The sequence below is a fragment of the Enterobacter cloacae complex sp. 372C4 genome, assembly GCF_050030615.1.
GTDB lineage: Bacteria > Pseudomonadota > Gammaproteobacteria > Enterobacterales > Enterobacteriaceae > Enterobacter > Enterobacter intestinihominis.
Map to the genome: position 1 here is coordinate 2,534,397 of NZ_JBLGUQ010000001.1, position 17,256 is coordinate 2,551,652.

The following is a 17,256-nucleotide window of genomic DNA, read 5'->3' on the forward strand; positions in this document are numbered from 1 at the left end:
TTATTAGAGAATATTACCGGGTGGAGAAGCTTAATAATGGACGGTGCGATTTGTCATTTTATATGGAGAGTAAAAATAGTCGAAATAAAAAGGACAGCTAAGCTGCCCTTTCTTAATTGAATTGAATTAGCGACGTACGGCAATCGCTTCAATTTCAATTTTCACGTCTTTTGGCAGACGCGCCACTTCCACGCAAGAGCGAGCCGGGAAGGTCGCGTTGTGCTCGGTGAAGAACGCTTCGTAAGTGGCATTAACGGTCGCGAAATCATTCAGATCTTTCACGAACACGGTGGTTTTGACGATATCGCCCACTTTCAGACCGGCAGATTCCACGATCGCCTGCACGTTTTCCAGCGACTGACGCGCCTGCGCCGCTACGTCGGCTGGCACTTCACCGGTTTTTGGGTTCACCGGGATCTGACCAGAAGTGATGATCATGCTGCCCAGATCAACGCCCTGAACGTATGGGCCGATAGCCGCTGGTGCATTTTCCGTCGCGAGTACTTTGCTCATTTTTTCTCCAGAATTACAGCGTTAAGAATGTTCCCGGCCATTATAACAGCCGGGTTTTCATTACCAACCTCAATTAGTTGGCCAGCACCACATAATGAGAAAACTCTTTTTCGCAGTATTTGCATTTGAGTGCGATGTCATTGGCGCGTTTTTTCACTGCGAAACTGGAGGAAACCGGCTCAGCATGACTGATGCAGTTGCTGTTCGGGCAGACCAGCACGCTTTCGATGCGATCCGGCAGGCTTGGGCGGGATTTGCCCACCACGTCGTAATCGTCGATGCGGTTAACCGTGGCGTCCGGCGCGTACAGCGACAGCTGGTTAACCTGCTCGTCGGTCAGGAAGGTGTTCTCGATTTTGATCAGGTCTTTACGGCCCATTTCGCCCGACGGCAGGTTCAGGCCGATGGTGATGCGCTGGTCCGTTTCGGTCAGTTTGAACAGCGTCAGCAGTTTAAAGCCCACCTGCGCAGGGATGTGGTCAATCACGGTGCCACGCTTGATGGCTTCAACCTGGAGTTTGTTATCGTGTGTCATGGTCGTCTCCCCTTACAGAGCTAATTCGCGATTCAGAACCAGTGCCAGTAACGCCTGGCGAGCGAAGATGCCGTTTCCGGCCTGCTGGAAGTACCAGGCGTGCGGCGTTTTGTCCACGTCAGTGGTGATCTCATCGATGCGCGGCAGCGGGTGCAGCACCTTCATATTGTCACGCGCGCCTTCAAGGTCGCTGGCGCGCAGCACGAACTGCGCCTTCACGTTGGCGTACTCGGACGGATCCAGACGCTCTTTCTGCACGCGGGTCATGTAGAGAATATCCACGTTGCCCATCACCTCTTCGATACTTGCGTGCAGGCTCCACGCGATGCCTTTCTCGTCCAGCATGTCGAGAATGTACTGCGGCATCGCCAGCGCGTCCGGCGCGATAAAGAAGAAGCGGTTGCCGTTAAATTTCGCCAGCGCCTGGGTCAGGGAGTGGACGGTGCGGCCATATTTCAGGTCGCCGACCATGGCGATGTTCAGGTTCTCAAGCGTGCCCTGAGTCTCCTGAATGGTGAACAGATCCAGCAGGGTCTGCGTCGGATGCTGGTTAGCACCGTCACCGGCGTTCAGCACCGGAATGCCGCCGGAAAACTCGGTCGCCAGACGCGCCGCGCCCTCCTGCGGGTGGCGCATCACAATCGCGTCAACGTAGGTACTGATAACCGAAATGGTATCCGCCAGGGTTTCGCCTTTTTTGCCCAGCGACGTGTTGCTGCTGTCCGAGAAGCCCACCACGCTCGCGCCCAGACGGTGCATGGAGGTTTCGAAGGAGAGGCGGGTGCGGGTCGAGGCTTCGAAGAAGCAGCTCGCAATCACCTTGTGCTTCAACAGCTCCGGTTGCGGATTGGCCTTCAGTTTTGCCGCGGTTTCCAGAACCAGTTCCAGCTCTTCGCGGCTGAGGTCGTTTATGGAAATGATGTGTTTTTGATAAAGCGGATTCATGTTTATCTCCTGACGCCGGGCAAAAAAAAGCCCCTCAAATGAGGGGCTCTGGGAATAGGTTTAGCAACGGGAAGAAAAACGGCAGGCCAGCGTCTGATTTCAGACGCGGTAAGACGTTATGTCGTACACGCTTGACCATGCTTCCTCCCGGCAAATTGTCGGGCATTATACGCAGCTCGCTTTTGGGATCAAGCGATTTAATGCACGCTTTACTCAATGCAAACGGTTCTTTGTGAATATTAATGCGTTCTGAGTAAATAATTAATTTGCTTATGCACCAGCGCGGTGCGCTTCACTACGCGGGGCGCGACCCAGACAATACTGCTCCCGGCCACTACACCTAAAATTTCCGGTAACTGGTGATAATCCAGAATACGCGCCACCGCGCGGCCATATCCGGCGACGGTATGGATAAGGATAAATTCGCTGTTGTGCTCCACGCTCACCACCATTTCAGAGACCGTACGCGCCGCGTCGGGGGCCGGGCGCAGCTGGGGATTCAGCGAATAAATCTTTAGCCCTTTGGCATTGCGAATTTTTATGACACCAAGCAACTTGAGCAGACGTGAAACGGTGGACTGGCTGATGGTCTCAAAACCACGCTCCTGTAAGTCACGGCGGATCTCTTCCTGGGAGAGATAGCTCTTTTCCGCGATCAGACGCTGGCAGACCGTTAGCTGTAGTTGCTCTTTGGGAGAGTACTCTTCGTAATCCATCATAGTTCCCATATCAGTTCCCGAAATAACCGGTGGCACCGCACCGATCCGTAGGCCGGATAAGCGCAGCGCCATCCGGCAAATCACAACAAAGCGCCCAGGCTTAACGCCACCATAATCACCACCGTTAAAATCCCCAGCAGCGGCGCGACCCATTTCAGATAACGCACGTAGGGCACGCGGGCGATAGCCAGCCCGCCCATCACGACGGCAGAGGTGGGAGTGATCAGGTTGACGATGCCGGACGCCGACTGGTAAGCCGTAACCACCAGGTCGCGGTTGACGTTAGCGAAATCGGCAAGGGGCGCCATGATCGGCATCGTCAGAACGGCCAGGCCGGACGAAGAAGGCACAAGAAACGACAGCACCACTTCCAGCCAGTACATCACGTTGATGAACGCCACCGTCGACAATCCGGTGACCATTCCCTCGGCGCTGTGCAAAATGGTGTGGGTAATCATGCCCTTATCCATGATCACTACGATACCGCGCGCGATGCCGATTATCAGCGCGACGCCCAGCAAATCTCGCGCGCCGTTGATAAAGGTTGAGGTCAGCTCCTCTTCGCTCATGCGGGCGATCAGCCCGACGATAATGGCACTGGCGAGGAACACCGCCGAAATCTCCGCCATCCACCAGCCCAGCACCGCCACGCCGTAGATCATCACCGCGAAGGCGAGGGCGAAGATCACCAGGATGAGTTTGCGCACCGGGGTAAATTCCAGCGACTGCTCGCCCTTGTTACCGAGAAAGTGGGCGCGATTTTCTTCCTGCTTATCCGCCACGATCGACAGCGACGGATCCTTGCGCACCTTGCGGGCGTAGCGCATTACCCACGCCACGCAGATGATCCAGCCGATCACCAGCAGCGCGATGCGTAGCATGATGCCGTTGGTGAAGGGGATCCCGGCGGCGTTGGCGGCGATCACCGTGGCGAACGGGTTGATGGTGGATCCGAGCGTGCCGATCCCCGCGCCGAGCAGCACGGTAGAGGCCGCAACCACCGGATCGAACCGCGCTGCCAGCATCACCGGCACCAGTAAGGTATAGAAGGGTAGCGACTCTTCGGCCATGCCGTAAATCGTGCCGCCTGCGGCAAACAGCGCCATCAGGATCGGGATCATCCACTCTTCGCGGCCGCGCAGTCGGGTGGTGACGCGCTCGATCCCGGCGTCTATCGCCCCGGTTTTAGTGACGATCCCGAGGAATCCCCCGATGATCAGAATAAACAGCGCCACGTCGATCGCCCCGGCCTGGCCGGACTCCGGATCGTACAGCCCGGCAATCGGCGCCATCAGCACGGAGACGAGCCCCTGCGGGTGCGCTGCCACGTGCGCGTAAGTGCCAGCAACCGGCACTTCTTTGCCGAGCGCCTCGTTCATCGCCATATGGTACTGCCCGGCCGGAACAATCCACGTCAGCACGGCAACCACGGCAATCAGAAAAAAGAGAATGGTATAAGCGGAGGGAAATTTGAACTTGCCCATGATGTTCTCCTGAACCCGGCGCACCCCGCGGCGCGCCGGGCGGTGATTAGTCGCCGAGTGTCGCCACCATGACCGCTTTAATGGTGTGCATGCGGTTCTCTGCTTCGTCGAAGACGATGGAGTTCGGGGATTCAAAGACCTCTTCCGTCACCTCCAGCCCCTTCAGGCCGTACGCCATCTCGATTTCGCGGCCCACTTTGGTATGTTCGTTGTGGAACGCCGGCAGGCAGTGCATGAACTTGACGTTCGGATTACCGGTGGCCTTCATCACGTCCGCATTAATCTGATACGGCTTCATCAGGCTAACGCGCTCGGCCCACGCCTCCTTCGGCTCGCCCATGGAAACCCACACGTCGGTGTAGAGGAAATCGGTGCCCTGCACGCCTTCTTCCACATCGTCGGTGAGGGTGATGCGCGCGCCGGTCTCTTTGGCAATGGCGCGGCACTGCTCAACCAGCCCGGCCTCCGGCCAGAAGGATTTCGGCGCCACAAGGCGGATATCCATCCCCATTTTGGCCGCGCCGACCATCAGCGAATTACCCATGTTGTTGCGCGCGTCGCCGAGGTAAGCAAAGCTCAGCTCCGGCAGGGTTTTGCCCGGAGAGTGCTCCAGCATGGTCATCAGGTCGGCAAGGATTTGCGTCGGGTGGAACTCGTCGGTCAGGCCGTTCCACACCGGCACTCCCGCGTATTCGCCCAGCTCCTCAACGATGGCCTGGCCGTAGCCGCGGTACTCGATGCCGTCATACATGCGGCCCAGCACGCGCGCGGTGTCCTTCATCGACTCTTTGTGGCCAATCTGCGAGCCGCTTGGGCCGAGGTAGGTGACCTGCGCGCCCTGGTCGAACGCGCCCACTTCAAAGGCGCAGCGGGTGCGGGTGGAGGTTTTTTCAAAGATCAGGGCGATGTTTTTCCCGACCAGGGTTTGCTTTTCGCGCCCGGCTTTTTTGGCCGCCTTCAGCTCGATGGCGAGATCGATCAGGTACTGGATCTCCGCCGGGGTGTAGTCCAGCAGTTTCAGGAAGTTGCGGTTTTTCAGGTTGATGGTCATGGGTAAATCCTTTTTAAAATTAATGTCTAAGACCTTACCCCTCACCCCAGCCCTCTCCCCAAAGGGGAGAGGATGTAATCGTCCCCTCTCCCCTTTGGGGAGAGGGTTAGGGTGAGGGGAAATGGGTGCTCAGTTACGAATCAACGTGCCTTTCTCGCCCGCCAGTATCTCCGCGCCGTCGGCCAGCGCGCCGATCCCGGCAATGCCGTTGCAGGCTTCAACAAACTCGCGGCAGGCGGCCACTTTTGGCCCCATCGATCCGGCGTCGAACTGCATGCCTCTGAGCAGTTCCGGCGTGACCTGCGCCAGCGGGCGCTGGGTCGGTTTGCCCCAGTCGAGGTACACCGCGTCGGCATCGGTGAGGATCAGCAGGGCATCGGCCTCGATCTGCCGCGCCAGCAGAGCGGCGGAGAGGTCTTTGTCGATCACCGCCTCAATGCCGCGATAACCGTTGGCGTTTTCCACCACCGGCACGCCGCCGCCGCCGTTGCAGATGACCAGGTGGTCGCGCTGAATAAGCGCCGTAATGGCGTCGCTCTCCACGATGCGCTTCGGCTGCGGAGAGGGCACAACGCGGCGGAAATAGGCCCCGTCGACCTTGAACACCCAGCCTTTTTCCGCGGCCAGCGCTTTCGCCTGGGCTTCGCTGTAGACCGGGCCGATGTACTTGGTCGGGTTGCTGAACGCCGGGTCGGCGGCGTCCACTTCCACCTGCGTGAGCAGGACGCTCACCTCGCGCTGGGGCAGATTGTTTTTCAGCGCCTGCTGGAGCATGTAGCCGATCATTCCCTGGCTTTCTGCACCAAGAACGTCCAGCGGGTAGGGGGTGACTTTGTCGTAGGCGCTGTTTTGCAGCGCCAGCAGCCCGACCTGCGGGCCGTTTCCGTGCACCAGCACCACGCGCCATTGCTCCGTTAAGCCTGCGATGGTGCGGGCGGCCTGCTCGATGTTCTGACGCTGGATGTCCGCTTCCAGCGGCTCGCCGCGCTTGAGCAGCGCGTTGCCGCCAAGGGCCACAACCAGAGTGGGTTTTCGTTCCATGATGGCTCCTTTAAATTCCGTCGCGTTCCAGTGGGCAGCTCATGCAGCGCGCGCCGCCGCGACCGCGCCCCAGCTCGTCGCCCGGGATCGGCAGCACGGTGATGCCCGCCTTGTCGTATTTCTCGTTGGTCCAGACGTTGCGCTCGTAGCCGATCACCACGCCCGGACGGATGGTCAGGACGTTGTTAGCGTCGTTCCACTGCTCGCGTTCGGCTTCAAAGGCATCGCCGCCGGTGGTGATCAGGCGCACCTGGTTAATGCCGAGGGCTTTTTCGATGGCGTGCAGCAGGTCGGTTTCCTGAGTACGCAGCAGACCGCCGCGTCCGTCCGGGGTGAGCGTCCAGCACTGGGCGTCCTTGCGCACCACTTCCGGGTAAACGGAGAAAGTGTCCACGTCGATGTGGGTCATCACGGTGTCGAGGTGCATGCAGGAGCGATGTTTCGGCAGCTCAACGGCGATCACGCGCTCGGCCTGACGATGTTTAAACAAGCTGTTGGCGAGGAACTCCACGCCCTGCGGCGTCGTGCGCTCTGACATGCCGATCAATACCGCCCCGCGGCCAATCACTAATACGTCGCCGCCTTCCAGGGTGGCGTGGTCGTAATTAATATTCTCGTCGCCGAAATACTTAATAAACTCGCCATCGGCAAATGCGGGGTGCCAGCGATATATTGCGCGCAGATTATTGGTTTCGCGCTGACGGGCCGGTTTCGCCATCGGATTAATGGACACGCCGTTATAAATCCAGCAGGAGGTATCGCGGGTAAATAAGTGGTTCGGCAGCGGTTTCATAATAAAATCATTCGCCGTGTGGGTATCGACCACCATATTTTTAATAGCCGCCGGAATTTCACCGTAGGTTAATCCACCGCTTAATCGGCGCGCCAGTTCGCGGTGCGACATATCCGCCAGCCAGCCGCGGACGTCGCCGGCAAAGGCTGGGCCGAGGCGGTAGTCGGAGATTTGTGTTTCAAGAAGCCAGGCTTTTGCTTCGGCAATATCAAGCGTTTGCGTAAGAAGGTCGGTCAATAGCAGGACTTCCACACCCTGCTCGCGCAGCGTGTTTGCGAAGATATCATGCTCCTCTCCCGCCCGCTCAACCGAGAGCACGTCATCAAATAACAGCTCCTGACAATTCGATGGCGTTAAACGTTTAAGACTTAAATTAGGACGGTGTAGCATAACGCTACGCAATTGACCAATTTCAGAACCGACGTAATGCTTTTCCATAATTATTCCTTTAACTTTTTTTCAGAATAAAAAGGGCATGCGCCATGTGATGTGTTTAATTTCATGGCGGCTAAGCTCAATTGATTTCGTGATTCATAGTAGGCGCTTAAATAATGGTTATTGTGACGCTGCTCACGCGAAAACCGATATTGAGCAGTTTATTTTCAATTGCATGATTCGTATCAGATAATGATTAATTTCATATTATTACGGGATGAATAGCTAAGCAGGAACGGGTGGCAATATTTGAGGTTGTTATTGTTTTGTAGAATTACATGCTTTGAAATATTTAGTTATGCTGTTGATTTTAATGAATAAAATTTTGCCTCGAGAATAGCTATGCAATAATGACAGTTAACTATTTTTCACTTAAGAGAAATCGATAAATAATTATGGGATTTTAAAGGAAATAACCGAAGTGATAAAGTGTGATGCAACAACAGGTTTTGTGAGTTACGTTTTAAATTCAGCGAGTTAGATAAGTTACGTAAAGCTTATGAAATGAGGATATGCATAATGACTGCATAAATGCCTTTTTGTAATTAACAGTGAATTAACACATTTTCCGATAAACATGCGCTGGCGCAAATCTTGTCTAAAAAGGGCTGGTATGGGAGAGGCGATTCTCGTATAAAAGATAAAAATGAAACAATGTTTTAATTTGAGGGTTGTATCATGATTATTGGCAATATTCATCATCTCCAGTCCTGGCTACCAGAAGAGCTGCGCCAGGCCATTGAGCACGTCAAGGCCCACGTCACCGACGCGACGCCGACCGGCAAGCACGACATCAGCGGCAACAGCCTGTTTTATCTGGTATCGGAGGACATGACCCAGCCGTTCGCTGAGCGTCGCGCTGAATACCATGCACGCTACCTGGATATTCAGATTGTGCTGAAGGGGCAGGAAGGGATGACCTTCAGCACCCTGCCGCACGGCACACCGGACACCGACTGGCTGGCGGACAAAGACATCGCGTTCCTGCCCGAAGGCGAGCAGGAGAAAACCGTGGTGCTGAGCGAAGGGGATTTTGTGGTGTTCTGGCCGGGCGAAGTGCATAAGCCGCTGTGCGCGGTGGGGGCGCCGGCGCAGGTGCGTAAGGTTGTGGTGAAGATGCAGGTAGAGTAACCCCTCACCCCGGCCCTCTCCCAAGGGGAGAGGGTGTAAAAGTTCCATCTCCCCGTGGGAGAGGGTTAGGGTGAGGGCACCAGACCGCACCCTCTAATATGTGATCCAGCTTAAACTTCCCGCACTCCCTCCTCATCTCCCATTTACCTGCGCTTTTTCTCCGTCATAGTATGATCGTTAAATTAATGAACGCTGTTCTATAATGTAGAACAAAATGATTCAGCAAGGAGATCACATGCCGCAGTCCGCGTTGTTCACGGGTATCATTCCCCCTGTCTCCACCATTTTTACCGCCGACGGCCAGCTCGATAAACCGGGCACCGCCGCGCTGATCGACGATCTGATCGCGGCGGGCGTCGACGGCCTGTTCTTCCTGGGCAGCGGCGGCGAGTTCTCCCAGCTCAGCGCCGAAGAGCGTAAAACCATTGCCCGCTTTGCTATCGATCATGTCGATCGTCGTGTGCCGGTGCTGATCGGCACCGGCGGCACCAACGCCCGGGAAACCATTGAACTGAGCCAGCACGCCCAGCAGGCGGGCGCGGACGGCATCGTGGTGATCAACCCTTACTACTGGAAAGTGTCGGAAGCTAACCTGATCCGCTACTTCGAACAGGTGGCCGACAGCGTCACGCTGCCGGTGATGCTCTATAACTTCCCGGCGCTGACCGGGCAGGATCTGACCCCGGCGCTGGTGAAAACCCTCGCCGACTCGCGCAGTAACATCGTCGGCATCAAAGACACCATCGACTCCGTCGCCCACCTGCGCAGCATGATCCACACCGTTAAAGCGGCCCATCCACACTTCACCGTGCTCTGCGGCTACGACGATCATCTGTTCAATACCCTGCTGCTCGGCGGTGACGGGGCGATCTCGGCCAGCGGTAACTTTGCTCCGCAGGTGTCGGTAAATCTTCTGAAAGCCTGGCGGGATAAAGACGTGGCGAAAGCGGCTGAGTATCATCAGACCCTGCTGCAAATCCCGCAGATGTATCAGCTGGATACGCCGTTTGTGAACGTCATTAAAGAGGCGATCGTGCTCTGCGGTCGTCCAATTTCTACGCACGTCCTGCCACCAGCCTCGCCGCTGGACGAGCCGCGTAAGGCGCAGCTGAAAACCCTGCTACAACAGCTCAAGCTCTGCTGAGCCGGACGATAACGATGACTATTGAGAAAATTTTCACCCCACAGGACGACGCGTTTTATGCGGTGATCACCCACGCGGCGGGTCCGCAGGGCGCGCTGCCGCTGACTCCGCAGATGCTGATGGAATCCCCCAGCGGCAACCTGTTCGGCATGACGCAGAACGCCGGGATGGGCTGGGACGCCAACAAGCTCAACGGCAAAGAGGTGCTGATTATCGGTACTCAGGGCGGCATCCGCGCCGGAGACGGACGCCCGGTTGCGCTGGGCTACCACACCGGACACTGGGAAATCGGCATGCAGATGCAGGCGGCAGCGAAGGAGATCACACGCAACGGGGGGATCCCGTTCGCGGCCTTCGTCAGCGATCCGTGTGACGGCCGTTCTCAGGGCACGCACGGCATGTTTGATTCCCTGCCGTATCGTAACGACGCGGCGATCGTGTTTCGTCGTCTTATCCGCTCTCTTCCGACGCGGCGGGCGGTGATCGGCGTGGCAACCTGCGATAAAGGGCTGCCCGCCACCATGATTGCGCTGGCCGCGATGCACGACCTGCCGACTATTCTGGTGCCAGGCGGAGCGACGCTGCCGCCGACCGTGGGGGAAGATGCGGGCAAGGTGCAGACCATCGGCGCGCGCTTCGCCAACCATGAACTCTCCTTGCAGGAGGCCGCCGAGCTGGGCTGCCGCGCCTGCGCGTCGCCGGGCGGCGGGTGTCAGTTCCTCGGCACGGCGGGCACCTCGCAGGTGGTCGCGGAAGCGCTGGGTCTGGCGTTGCCGCACTCCGCGCTGGCCCCGTCCGGACAGGCGGTGTGGCTGGAGATCGCCCGCCAGTCGGCGCGGGCGGTGAGCGAGCTGGATAACCGCGGCATCACCACGCGCGATATCCTCACCGACAAAGCCATCGAAAACGCGATGGTGATCCACGCGGCGTTCGGTGGCTCCACCAATTTACTGCTGCACATTCCGGCCATCGCACACGCGGCGGGCTGCACGATCCCGGACGTTGAACACTGGACGCGCGTCAACCGCAGGGTGCCGCGCCTGGTGAGCGTGCTGCCCAACGGCCCGGACTATCACCCGACCGTGCGTGCCTTCCTCGCGGGCGGCGTGCCGGAAGTCATGCTCCACCTGCGCGATCTCGGCCTGCTGCACCTGGATGCCATGACCGTCACCGGCCAGACGGTGGGCGAGAACCTCGACTGGTGGCAGAGCTCGAAGCGACGGGCGCGCTTCCGCCAGTGCCTGCGCGAGCAGGACGGCGTGGAGCCGGATGACGTGATCCTGCCGCCGGAAAAAGCAAAAGCGAAAGGGCTGACCTCGACGGTCTGCTTCCCGACGGGCAACATTGCGCCGGAAGGATCGGTGATCAAGGCCACGGCGATCGACCCGTCGGTCGTCGGTGAAGATGGCGTTTACCGCCACACCGGCCGGGTGCGGGTGTTTGTCTCGGAGGCGCAGGCGATCAGGGCCATCAAGCGGGAAGAGATTGAGCAGGGCGATATCATGGTGGTGATCGGCGGTGGACCGTCCGGCACCGGCATGGAGGAGACCTACCAGCTCACCTCCGCGCTGAAGCACATCTCGTGGGGCAAAACGGTGTCGTTAATCACCGATGCGCGCTTCTCGGGCGTGTCGACGGGCGCCTGCTTCGGCCACGTGTCGCCGGAGGCGCTGGCGGGCGGGCCGATAGGCAAGCTGCGCGATAACGACATCATTGAGATTGCGGTGGACCGCCTGACATTAACAGGCAGCGTAAACTTTATCGGTACTGCGGACAACCCGCTGACGCCGGAAGAGGGCGCGCGCGAGCTGGCACGGCGGCAGGTGCATCCGGACCTGCACGCTCACGACTTTTTGCCGGACGATACCCGGCTGTGGGCGGCATTACAGTCCGTGAGCGGCGGCACCTGGAAAGGCTGTATTTATGACACCGATAAAATCATTGAGGTAATTAACGCCGGTAAAAAAGCGCTCGGTATTTAATTATTTTGTGAGAGAAAATCGTCTGCGGAAAATAGTCCGCGGGCGGTTTTTGCGTGTCTGCAATTTACTAATTTAAACAATAAGTTGCGATATATCGTTGACGTCACAAAAGCGAAATAACGTAATACAGAAATAAGATATGAGCATTGCTGGTTAATTGAACAGCTCATTACACTCCATTAACACGATGTTGTAATTCAGCACACTACATAAGGGTGTAATTCTGATGACGCAATTAACCATGAAAGACAAAATTGGCTACGGGCTGGGTGACACCGCCTGCGGCTTCGTCTGGCAGGCCACGATGTTCCTGCTGGCCTATTTCTACACCGACGTGTTTGGCCTCTCCGCGGGCATTATGGGGACGCTGTTTTTAGTCTCCCGCGTGCTCGACGCCGTGACCGACCCGCTGATGGGGCTGCTGGTAGACCGCACCCGCACGCGGCATGGCCAGTTTCGCCCGTTCCTGCTGTGGGGCGCCATCCCGTTCGGCATCGTCTGCATGCTGACCTTCTACACGCCGGACTTCTCCGCGCAGGGCAAAATCATCTACGCCTGCGTGACCTATATTCTGCTGACTCTGGTCTACACCTTCGTTAACGTGCCGTACTGCGCCATGCCGGGCGTCATTACTGCCGACCCGAAAGAGCGTCACGCCCTGCAGTCCTGGCGTTTCTTCCTCGCCGCCGCGGGGTCGCTCGCAATCAGCGGCATCGCGCTGCCGCTGGTCAGCATCATTGGCAAAGACAACGAGCAGGTGGGTTATTTCGGCGCCATGTGCGTGCTGGGGCTGAGCGGCGTGGTGCTGCTCTACGTCTGCTTCTTTACCACCAAAGAGCGCTACACCTTTGAGGTGCAGCCGGGTTCGTCGGTGGCGAAAGACCTTAAGCTGCTGCTGGGCAACAGCCAGTGGCGCATCATGTGTGCCTTCAAGATGATGGCGACCTGCTCCAACGTGGTGCGCGGCGGGGCGACGCTCTACTTCGTGAAATACGTGATGGATCACCCGGAGATGGCGACCCAGTTTTTACTCTACGGCAGCCTCGCCACCATGTTCGGCTCGCTCTGCTCCTCCCGCCTGCTGGGCCGCTTCGACCGCGTTACCGCCTTCAAGTGGATCATCGTCGCTTACTCGCTGATTAGCCTGCTGATTTTCGTCACCCCGGCGGAGCACATCGCGCTGATTTTTGCCCTCAACATTCTGTTCCTGTTCGTCTTTAACACCACCACGCCGCTGCAGTGGCTGATGGCCTCTGACGTGGTGGATTACGAGGAGAGCCGTAGCGGTCGCCGCCTCGACGGGCTGGTGTTCTCCACCTACCTGTTCAGCCTGAAGATTGGCCTGGCAATTGGCGGGGCGGTGGTGGGCTGGATCCTGGCGTACGTCAACTACTCCGCCAGCAGCAGCGTGCAGCCGGTCGAGGTGCTGACCACCATCAAAATTCTGTTCTGCGTGGTGCCGGTGGTGCTCTACGCGGGCATGTTCATCATGCTTTCGTTCTACAAGCTCACCGACGCCCGCGTGGAGGCCATCAGCCAGCAGCTGATCAAGCATCGCGCGGCGCAGGGCGAGGCCATTCCCGACGCTGCGACAGCCGCATCCCATTAACCGGAGGCATTATGGAAATCACTAACCCGATCCTGACCGGCTTCAACCCGGACCCGTCCCTCTGCCGTCAGGGCGAGGACTACTACATCGCCACCTCGACCTTCGAGTGGTTCCCGGGCGTGCGCATCTACCACTCCCACGATCTAAAAAACTGGTCGCTGGTCAGCACCCCGCTGGACCGCGTGTCGATGCTGGACATGAAGGGCAACCCGGACTCCGGCGGCATCTGGGCGCCTTGCCTGAGCTACGCCGATGGGAGGTTCTGGCTGCTCTATACCGACGTGAAGATTGTCGACTCGCCGTGGAAAAACGGCCGCAATTTTCTCGTCACCGCGCCGTCCATCGAGGGGCCGTGGAGCGAGCCGATCCCGATGGGCAACGGCGGGTTTGACCCGTCCCTGTTCCACGACGACGATGGCCGCAAATACTACCTCTACCGCCCGTGGGGGCCGCGCCACCACAGCAACCCGCACAACACCATCGTGATGCAGGAGTTTGATTCGCAGACTGGCACGCTCTCGCCCGAGCGCAAAACGCTGTTTACCGGCACGCCGCTCTGCTACACCGAAGGGGCGCATCTTTATCGCCACGCGGGATGGTACTACCTGATGGTTGCCGAGGGCGGCACCAGCTACGAGCACGCCGTCGTGGTGCTGCGCGCAAAAACCATCGACGGGCCGTACGAGCTGCACCCGGACGTGACGATGATGACCAGCTGGCACCTGCCGGAGAACCCGCTGCAAAAGAGCGGCCACGGCTCGCTGCTGCAAACCCACACCGGGGAGTGGTATATGGCCTACCTCACCAGCCGCCCGCTGCGCCTGCCCGGCGTGCCGCTGCTGGCCTCCGGCGGGCGCGGCTACTGCCCGCTGGGGCGCGAGACCGGCATCGCCCGCATTGAGTGGCGCGACGGCTGGCCTTACGTGGAAGGCGGCAGGCACGCGCAGCTGACCGTGAAAGGCCCGCAGGTAGCGGAACAGCCTGCATCCGTTCAGTGCAGCTGGCGGGACGATTTCGACGCCAGTTCGCTTGACCCGGAACTGCAGACCCTGCGCATTCCGTTCGACAACACCCTCGGCTCGCTTACCGCCCGCCCGGGCTACTTACGGCTCTACGGCAACGACTCGCTCAACTCGACCTTTACCCAGTCGACCGTGGCGCGCCGCTGGCAGCATTTCACCTTCCGGGCCGAGACGCGGATGCAGTTCTCGCCGGTCCACTTCCAGCAGAGCGCGGGGCTGACCTGCTACTACAACAGCAAAAACTGGAGCTACTGCTTTGTGGACTACGATGAGGGGCAGGGGAGAACCATCAAGGTGATCCAACTCGACCACAACGTGCCGTCATGGCCGCTGCACGAGCAGCCGATTCCGGTGCCGGAACAGGCCGAGAGCGTCTGGCTAAGGGTGGACGTGGATAAACTGGTTTACCGCTACAGCTACTCGTTCGACGGCGAGACATGGCATACCGTGCCGACCACGTATGAGGCGTGGAAGTTGTCGGACGACTACATCGGCGGGCGCGGCTTCTTTACCGGTGCGTTTGTGGGACTGCACTGCGAGGACATCAGCGGCGACGGCTGCCACGCGGACTTCGACTACTTCACCTACGAGCCGGCATAGCCCAGTGCGCGTGAGAGCTCGAGCCCGGCCTGCTGAAGCTCCTCGCGGAAATTAGCCAGCTCGGCATCGTCCACGCGCGAGGTCAGGGTCGACAGGCTCAGGGCGGCAATCACGCGGGATTCGTGGTTCCACACCGGCACCGCCACGCAGCGCACGCCCTGCTCGTTCTCTTCGCTGTCCAGGGCATAGCCCTGCTCGCGGGTCTGCGCCAGAGCGGCCATTAATGCTTCGCGAGAGGCGAGGGTGGAAGGGGTGTAGGTGGTGTACTGATAGCCCTCCAGCAGGGCGTTCAGCTCGGCCTCGCCCAGCCAGGCAATCAACACTTTGCCGATGGCGGTTGCGTGAACCGGCAGGCGGCGGCCGATGCGCGAATAGGCTATGGCGGCCAGCTTGCCTTCAATCTTCTCGATATAGACCCCTTCACGACCGTCCAGGATCCCCAGATGGGTGGTCTGCCCGGTCCGCTGGGACAGCTCCGTCAGCCAGCCTTTCGCCTTCTGGCGAATATCGATCGAGCCCACAACGAAATGACCGCGCTCAACCAGCTTCATGCCGAGGCGATATTTGCCGTTCTCCGGGTTCTGATCGATATAGCCGTGAAGCTGGAGGGTTTTCAGCAGCGAGTGGAGGGTACTCTTACTCAGCCCCATCAGTTTGCTGATGTCGGTGATCTTAAGCTCGGTGGCCTGCTCGTTGAACAGGTCGAGGATCTGCAACGCACGTTCAACAGACTGAATAATCGGCATAATGCTGGCATGTCCACGCTGGAATGAAGGCGAAAACGTACCTTTTTCGGGGTGAAAAATCAATGAAATGGCGCCGGTTTGCTCCCTCTCCCCGTGGGAGAGGGCGGGGTGAGGGCATAAGGCCGCAGCGTTGCCTGATTCGCCCGGCGGCGCTACGCTTGCACGGGCCTACGGGTTGTGTTTTCTCCCTCTCCCTGTGGGAGAGGGCCGGGGTGAGGGCATCAGGCCGCATCGTCGCCTGATTCGCCCGGCGGCGCTGCGCTTGCACGGGCCTACGGGCTGGGTGTTCTCCCTCTCCCTGTGGGAGAGGGCCGGGGTGAGGGCACCAGACCGCAGAGGAGTCAATCACTCCCCAAGCGTCGCCACCATCACCGCCTTAATCGTATGCATCCGGTTTTCCGCCTGGTCGAAGACGATGCTCGCCGCCGACTCAAACACCTCGTCCGTCACTTCCATCCCGCCGTGCAGATCGAACTCCTTCGCCATCTGCTTGCCGAGCGTAGTCTGGTCGTCATGGAACGCCGGCAGACAGTGCAGGAACTTCACGTTCGGGTTGCCGGTCAGCGCCATCATTTGCGCGTTCACCTGATACCCCCTCAGCAGCGCAATCCGCTCCGCCCACTTCTCTTTGGCTTCGCCCATCGACACCCACACGTCGGTATAGATAAAGTCCGCGCCTTTCACGCCCGCCGCCACGTCTTCCGTCAGGGTGATTTTCCCGCCGTGCTTTTCCGCTAGCGCACTGCACTCCGCCACCAGGCTCTCTTCCGGCCAGCAGGCTTTCGGGGCCACCAGGCGTAGATCCAGCCCGGTCAGCGCCGCCGCTTCCAGCATCGAGTTGCCCATGTTGTTGCGCGCGTCGCCCGCGTAGACCAGCGTCATCTCGTTAAACGCCTTGCCCGGCAGGTGCTCCTGCATGGTCAGCAGATCCGCCAGCAGCTGCGTCGGGTGGAACTCGTTGGTCAGCCCGTTCCACACCGGCACGCCCGCGTACTGCGCCAGCGTTTCGACCACTTCCTGGCCGTGGCCGCGATACTGAATGCCATCGTACATCCGCCCGAGCACGCGTGCGGTATCCTTAATTGACTCTTTATGCCCAATCTGGCTGCCGCTCGGCCCTAACCAGGTAACGCGTGCGCCCTGGTCAAATGCGGCAACTTCGAAAGAGCAACGTGTACGGGTTGAGTCTTTTTCGAAGATGAGTGCGATGTTTTTTCCAGTAAGCTTTTGTACTTCCTTGCCATTTTTTTTATCGGCTTTGAGCTGTGCGGCAAGAGTCAGCAGAGAAGTGAACTGTGCAGGGGTAAAGTCGAGCAATTTCAGAAAGTGTTTCTTGTACAGATCAGACATTTTATCCTCGCATGGCGAACGCCACTTATTGAATTAAAATTCACTTTATATGTGTAATTATTCATTTTCAACCCCGTTTCACAAATCTTTCCAACAAAGGTGGAGGCAAACCCGTCCGTGTGTGAAAATAGAAGTATCTGCCGCACTTTAAAGAGG

General features: G+C 58.6%; 17 protein-coding genes and 1 pseudogene. 6 read left to right on the forward strand and 12 right to left on the reverse strand.

All coding sequences use genetic code 11. The features are described 5' to 3' along the window. Positions 1-126: 126 nt before the first annotated feature. The 4 genes from ridA to ACQG11_RS12195 form a co-directional block, all read right to left on the reverse strand. Complete coding sequence (gene ridA / locus ACQG11_RS12180; RefSeq protein WP_003863373.1) at positions 127-513, reverse strand: 2-iminobutanoate/2-iminopropanoate deaminase; 387 nt, start codon at positions 511-513, stop codon at positions 127-129. 73 nt (positions 514-586) lie between these two features. Continuing rightward, positions 587-1,048: an aspartate carbamoyltransferase regulatory subunit gene (pyrI, locus tag ACQG11_RS12185; protein WP_003863370.1), complete on the reverse strand. Its 462-nt coding sequence runs from the start codon at positions 1,046-1,048 to the stop codon at positions 587-589. A gap of 12 nt (positions 1,049-1,060) precedes the next feature. Beyond that, positions 1,061-1,993, reverse strand: coding sequence for an aspartate carbamoyltransferase (gene pyrB / locus ACQG11_RS12190; RefSeq protein WP_003863368.1), 933 nt, complete (start codon positions 1,991-1,993; stop codon positions 1,061-1,063). Between the two features lie 34 nt (positions 1,994-2,027). Then, positions 2,028-2,132 carry a pyrBI operon leader peptide gene (locus ACQG11_RS12195; RefSeq protein ID WP_022646880.1) on the reverse strand — a complete coding sequence of 35 codons (105 nt, stop codon included), beginning with the start codon at positions 2,130-2,132 and terminating at the stop codon, positions 2,028-2,030. Between ACQG11_RS12195 and ACQG11_RS12200 the strand changes: the two are divergent. Continuing rightward, positions 2,112-2,229, forward strand: a pseudogene (locus tag ACQG11_RS12200) (hypothetical protein). The gene ACQG11_RS12195 and the pseudogene ACQG11_RS12200 sit on opposite strands and share 21 nt — an antisense overlap. Positions 2,230-2,232: 3 nt before the next feature. On the opposite strand, the gene ACQG11_RS12205 reads toward ACQG11_RS12200, so the two are convergent. The 5 genes from ACQG11_RS12205 to arcA form a co-directional block, all read right to left on the reverse strand. Further along, positions 2,233-2,712: an arginine repressor gene (locus ACQG11_RS12205; RefSeq protein ID WP_003863366.1), complete on the reverse strand. Its 480-nt coding sequence runs from the start codon at positions 2,710-2,712 to the stop codon at positions 2,233-2,235. An 80-nt stretch (positions 2,713-2,792) separates the two neighbouring features. Next, positions 2,793-4,196, reverse strand: a complete 1,404-nt coding sequence (locus ACQG11_RS12210) for a YfcC family protein (RefSeq protein WP_003863365.1) — start codon at positions 4,194-4,196, stop codon at positions 2,793-2,795. A 46-nt stretch (positions 4,197-4,242) separates the two neighbouring features. Next, entirely contained in the window at positions 4,243-5,247 is a 1,005-nt protein-coding gene (gene argF / locus ACQG11_RS12215; RefSeq protein WP_003863360.1) for an ornithine carbamoyltransferase, read from the reverse strand. Between the two features lie 129 nt (positions 5,248-5,376). Beyond that, the gene (gene arcC, locus ACQG11_RS12220) at positions 5,377-6,288 is read right to left on the reverse strand and encodes a carbamate kinase (protein ID WP_022646884.1); all 912 of its coding nucleotides are present in this window, start codon (positions 6,286-6,288) and stop codon (positions 5,377-5,379) included. Positions 6,289-6,298: 10 nt separating this feature from the next. Next, on the reverse strand, positions 6,299-7,519 hold the full coding sequence (gene arcA / locus ACQG11_RS12225) for an arginine deiminase (RefSeq protein WP_275062561.1): 1,221 nt from the start codon (positions 7,517-7,519) through the stop codon (positions 6,299-6,301). A 675-nt stretch (positions 7,520-8,194) separates the two neighbouring features. On the opposite strand from arcA, the gene ACQG11_RS12230 reads away from it, so the two are divergent. The 5 genes from ACQG11_RS12230 (at position 8,195) to ACQG11_RS12250 (ending at position 15,004) form a co-directional block, all read left to right on the forward strand. Then, entirely contained in the window at positions 8,195-8,647 is a 453-nt protein-coding gene (locus ACQG11_RS12230) for a YhcH/YjgK/YiaL family protein (RefSeq protein ID WP_275062562.1), read from the forward strand. Between the two features lie 235 nt (positions 8,648-8,882). Beyond that, positions 8,883-9,791 (forward strand): 2-keto-3-deoxygluconate aldolase, encoded by a 909-nt coding sequence (gene yagE, locus ACQG11_RS12235; protein ID WP_280005318.1) that lies wholly within the window; start codon positions 8,883-8,885, stop codon positions 9,789-9,791. A 14-nt stretch (positions 9,792-9,805) separates the two neighbouring features. Next, positions 9,806-11,773 carry a xylonate dehydratase YagF gene (gene yagF, locus ACQG11_RS12240; protein WP_426728391.1) on the forward strand — a complete coding sequence of 656 codons (1,968 nt, stop codon included), beginning with the start codon at positions 9,806-9,808 and terminating at the stop codon, positions 11,771-11,773. Positions 11,774-11,999: 226 nt separating this feature from the next. Next, the gene (locus tag ACQG11_RS12245; RefSeq protein WP_426728392.1) at positions 12,000-13,382 is read left to right on the forward strand and encodes an MFS transporter; all 1,383 of its coding nucleotides are present in this window, start codon (positions 12,000-12,002) and stop codon (positions 13,380-13,382) included. A gap of 11 nt (positions 13,383-13,393) precedes the next feature. Continuing rightward, on the forward strand, positions 13,394-15,004 hold the full coding sequence (locus ACQG11_RS12250) for a glycoside hydrolase family 43 protein (RefSeq protein ID WP_426728393.1): 1,611 nt from the start codon (positions 13,394-13,396) through the stop codon (positions 15,002-15,004). Here ACQG11_RS12250 and xynR read toward each other — a convergent pair. The 3 genes from xynR to argL all read right to left on the reverse strand — a co-directional run bounded on the left by xynR (position 14,989) and on the right by argL (position 17,165). Continuing rightward, positions 14,989-15,750, reverse strand: coding sequence for a DNA-binding transcriptional repressor XynR (gene xynR / locus ACQG11_RS12255; RefSeq protein WP_426728394.1), 762 nt, complete (start codon positions 15,748-15,750; stop codon positions 14,989-14,991). The two genes, ACQG11_RS12250 and xynR, sit on opposite strands and share 16 nt — an antisense overlap. Before the next feature lie 345 nt (positions 15,751-16,095). Further along, positions 16,096-17,100 (reverse strand): ornithine carbamoyltransferase, encoded by a 1,005-nt coding sequence (gene argF, locus ACQG11_RS12260; RefSeq protein WP_032625248.1) that lies wholly within the window; start codon positions 17,098-17,100, stop codon positions 16,096-16,098. Continuing rightward, positions 17,070-17,165, reverse strand: a complete 96-nt coding sequence (gene argL, locus ACQG11_RS12265) for a putative translational regulatory protein ArgL (RefSeq protein WP_213083700.1) — start codon at positions 17,163-17,165, stop codon at positions 17,070-17,072. Before argL ends, argF (ACQG11_RS12260) begins: the two co-directional genes overlap by 31 nt. Between the last annotated feature and the right edge of the window lie 91 nt (positions 17,166-17,256).

Excerpts from the sequence above, each read along its gene's own strand:
- ridA (WP_003863373.1), bottom strand. The coding sequence starts at position 513 with ATGAGCAAAGTACTCGCGACGGAAAATGCACCAGCGGCTATCGGCCCA.
- pyrI (WP_003863370.1), bottom strand. The coding sequence starts at position 1,048 with ATGACACACGATAACAAACTCCAGGTTGAAGCCATCAAGCGTGGCACC.
- pyrB (WP_003863368.1), bottom strand. The coding sequence starts at position 1,993 with ATGAATCCGCTTTATCAAAAACACATCATTTCCATAAACGACCTCAGC.
- ACQG11_RS12195 (WP_022646880.1), bottom strand. The coding sequence starts at position 2,132 with ATGGTCAAGCGTGTACGACATAACGTCTTACCGCGTCTGAAATCAGAC.
- ACQG11_RS12205 (WP_003863366.1), bottom strand. The coding sequence starts at position 2,712 with ATGATGGATTACGAAGAGTACTCTCCCAAAGAGCAACTACAGCTAACG.
- ACQG11_RS12210 (WP_003863365.1), bottom strand. The coding sequence starts at position 4,196 with ATGGGCAAGTTCAAATTTCCCTCCGCTTATACCATTCTCTTTTTTCTG.
- argF (WP_003863360.1), bottom strand. The coding sequence starts at position 5,247 with ATGACCATCAACCTGAAAAACCGCAACTTCCTGAAACTGCTGGACTAC.
- arcC (WP_022646884.1), bottom strand. The coding sequence starts at position 6,288 with ATGGAACGAAAACCCACTCTGGTTGTGGCCCTTGGCGGCAACGCGCTG.
- arcA (WP_275062561.1), bottom strand. The coding sequence starts at position 7,519 with ATGGAAAAGCATTACGTCGGTTCTGAAATTGGTCAATTGCGTAGCGTT.
- ACQG11_RS12230 (WP_275062562.1), top strand. The coding sequence starts at position 8,195 with ATGATTATTGGCAATATTCATCATCTCCAGTCCTGGCTACCAGAAGAG.
- yagE (WP_280005318.1), top strand. The coding sequence starts at position 8,883 with ATGCCGCAGTCCGCGTTGTTCACGGGTATCATTCCCCCTGTCTCCACC.
- yagF (WP_426728391.1), top strand. The coding sequence starts at position 9,806 with ATGACTATTGAGAAAATTTTCACCCCACAGGACGACGCGTTTTATGCG.
- ACQG11_RS12245 (WP_426728392.1), top strand. The coding sequence starts at position 12,000 with ATGACGCAATTAACCATGAAAGACAAAATTGGCTACGGGCTGGGTGAC.
- ACQG11_RS12250 (WP_426728393.1), top strand. The coding sequence starts at position 13,394 with ATGGAAATCACTAACCCGATCCTGACCGGCTTCAACCCGGACCCGTCC.
- xynR (WP_426728394.1), bottom strand. The coding sequence starts at position 15,750 with ATGCCGATTATTCAGTCTGTTGAACGTGCGTTGCAGATCCTCGACCTG.
- argF (WP_032625248.1), bottom strand. The coding sequence starts at position 17,100 with ATGTCTGATCTGTACAAGAAACACTTTCTGAAATTGCTCGACTTTACC.
- argL (WP_213083700.1), bottom strand. The coding sequence starts at position 17,165 with ATGAATAATTACACATATAAAGTGAATTTTAATTCAATAAGTGGCGTT.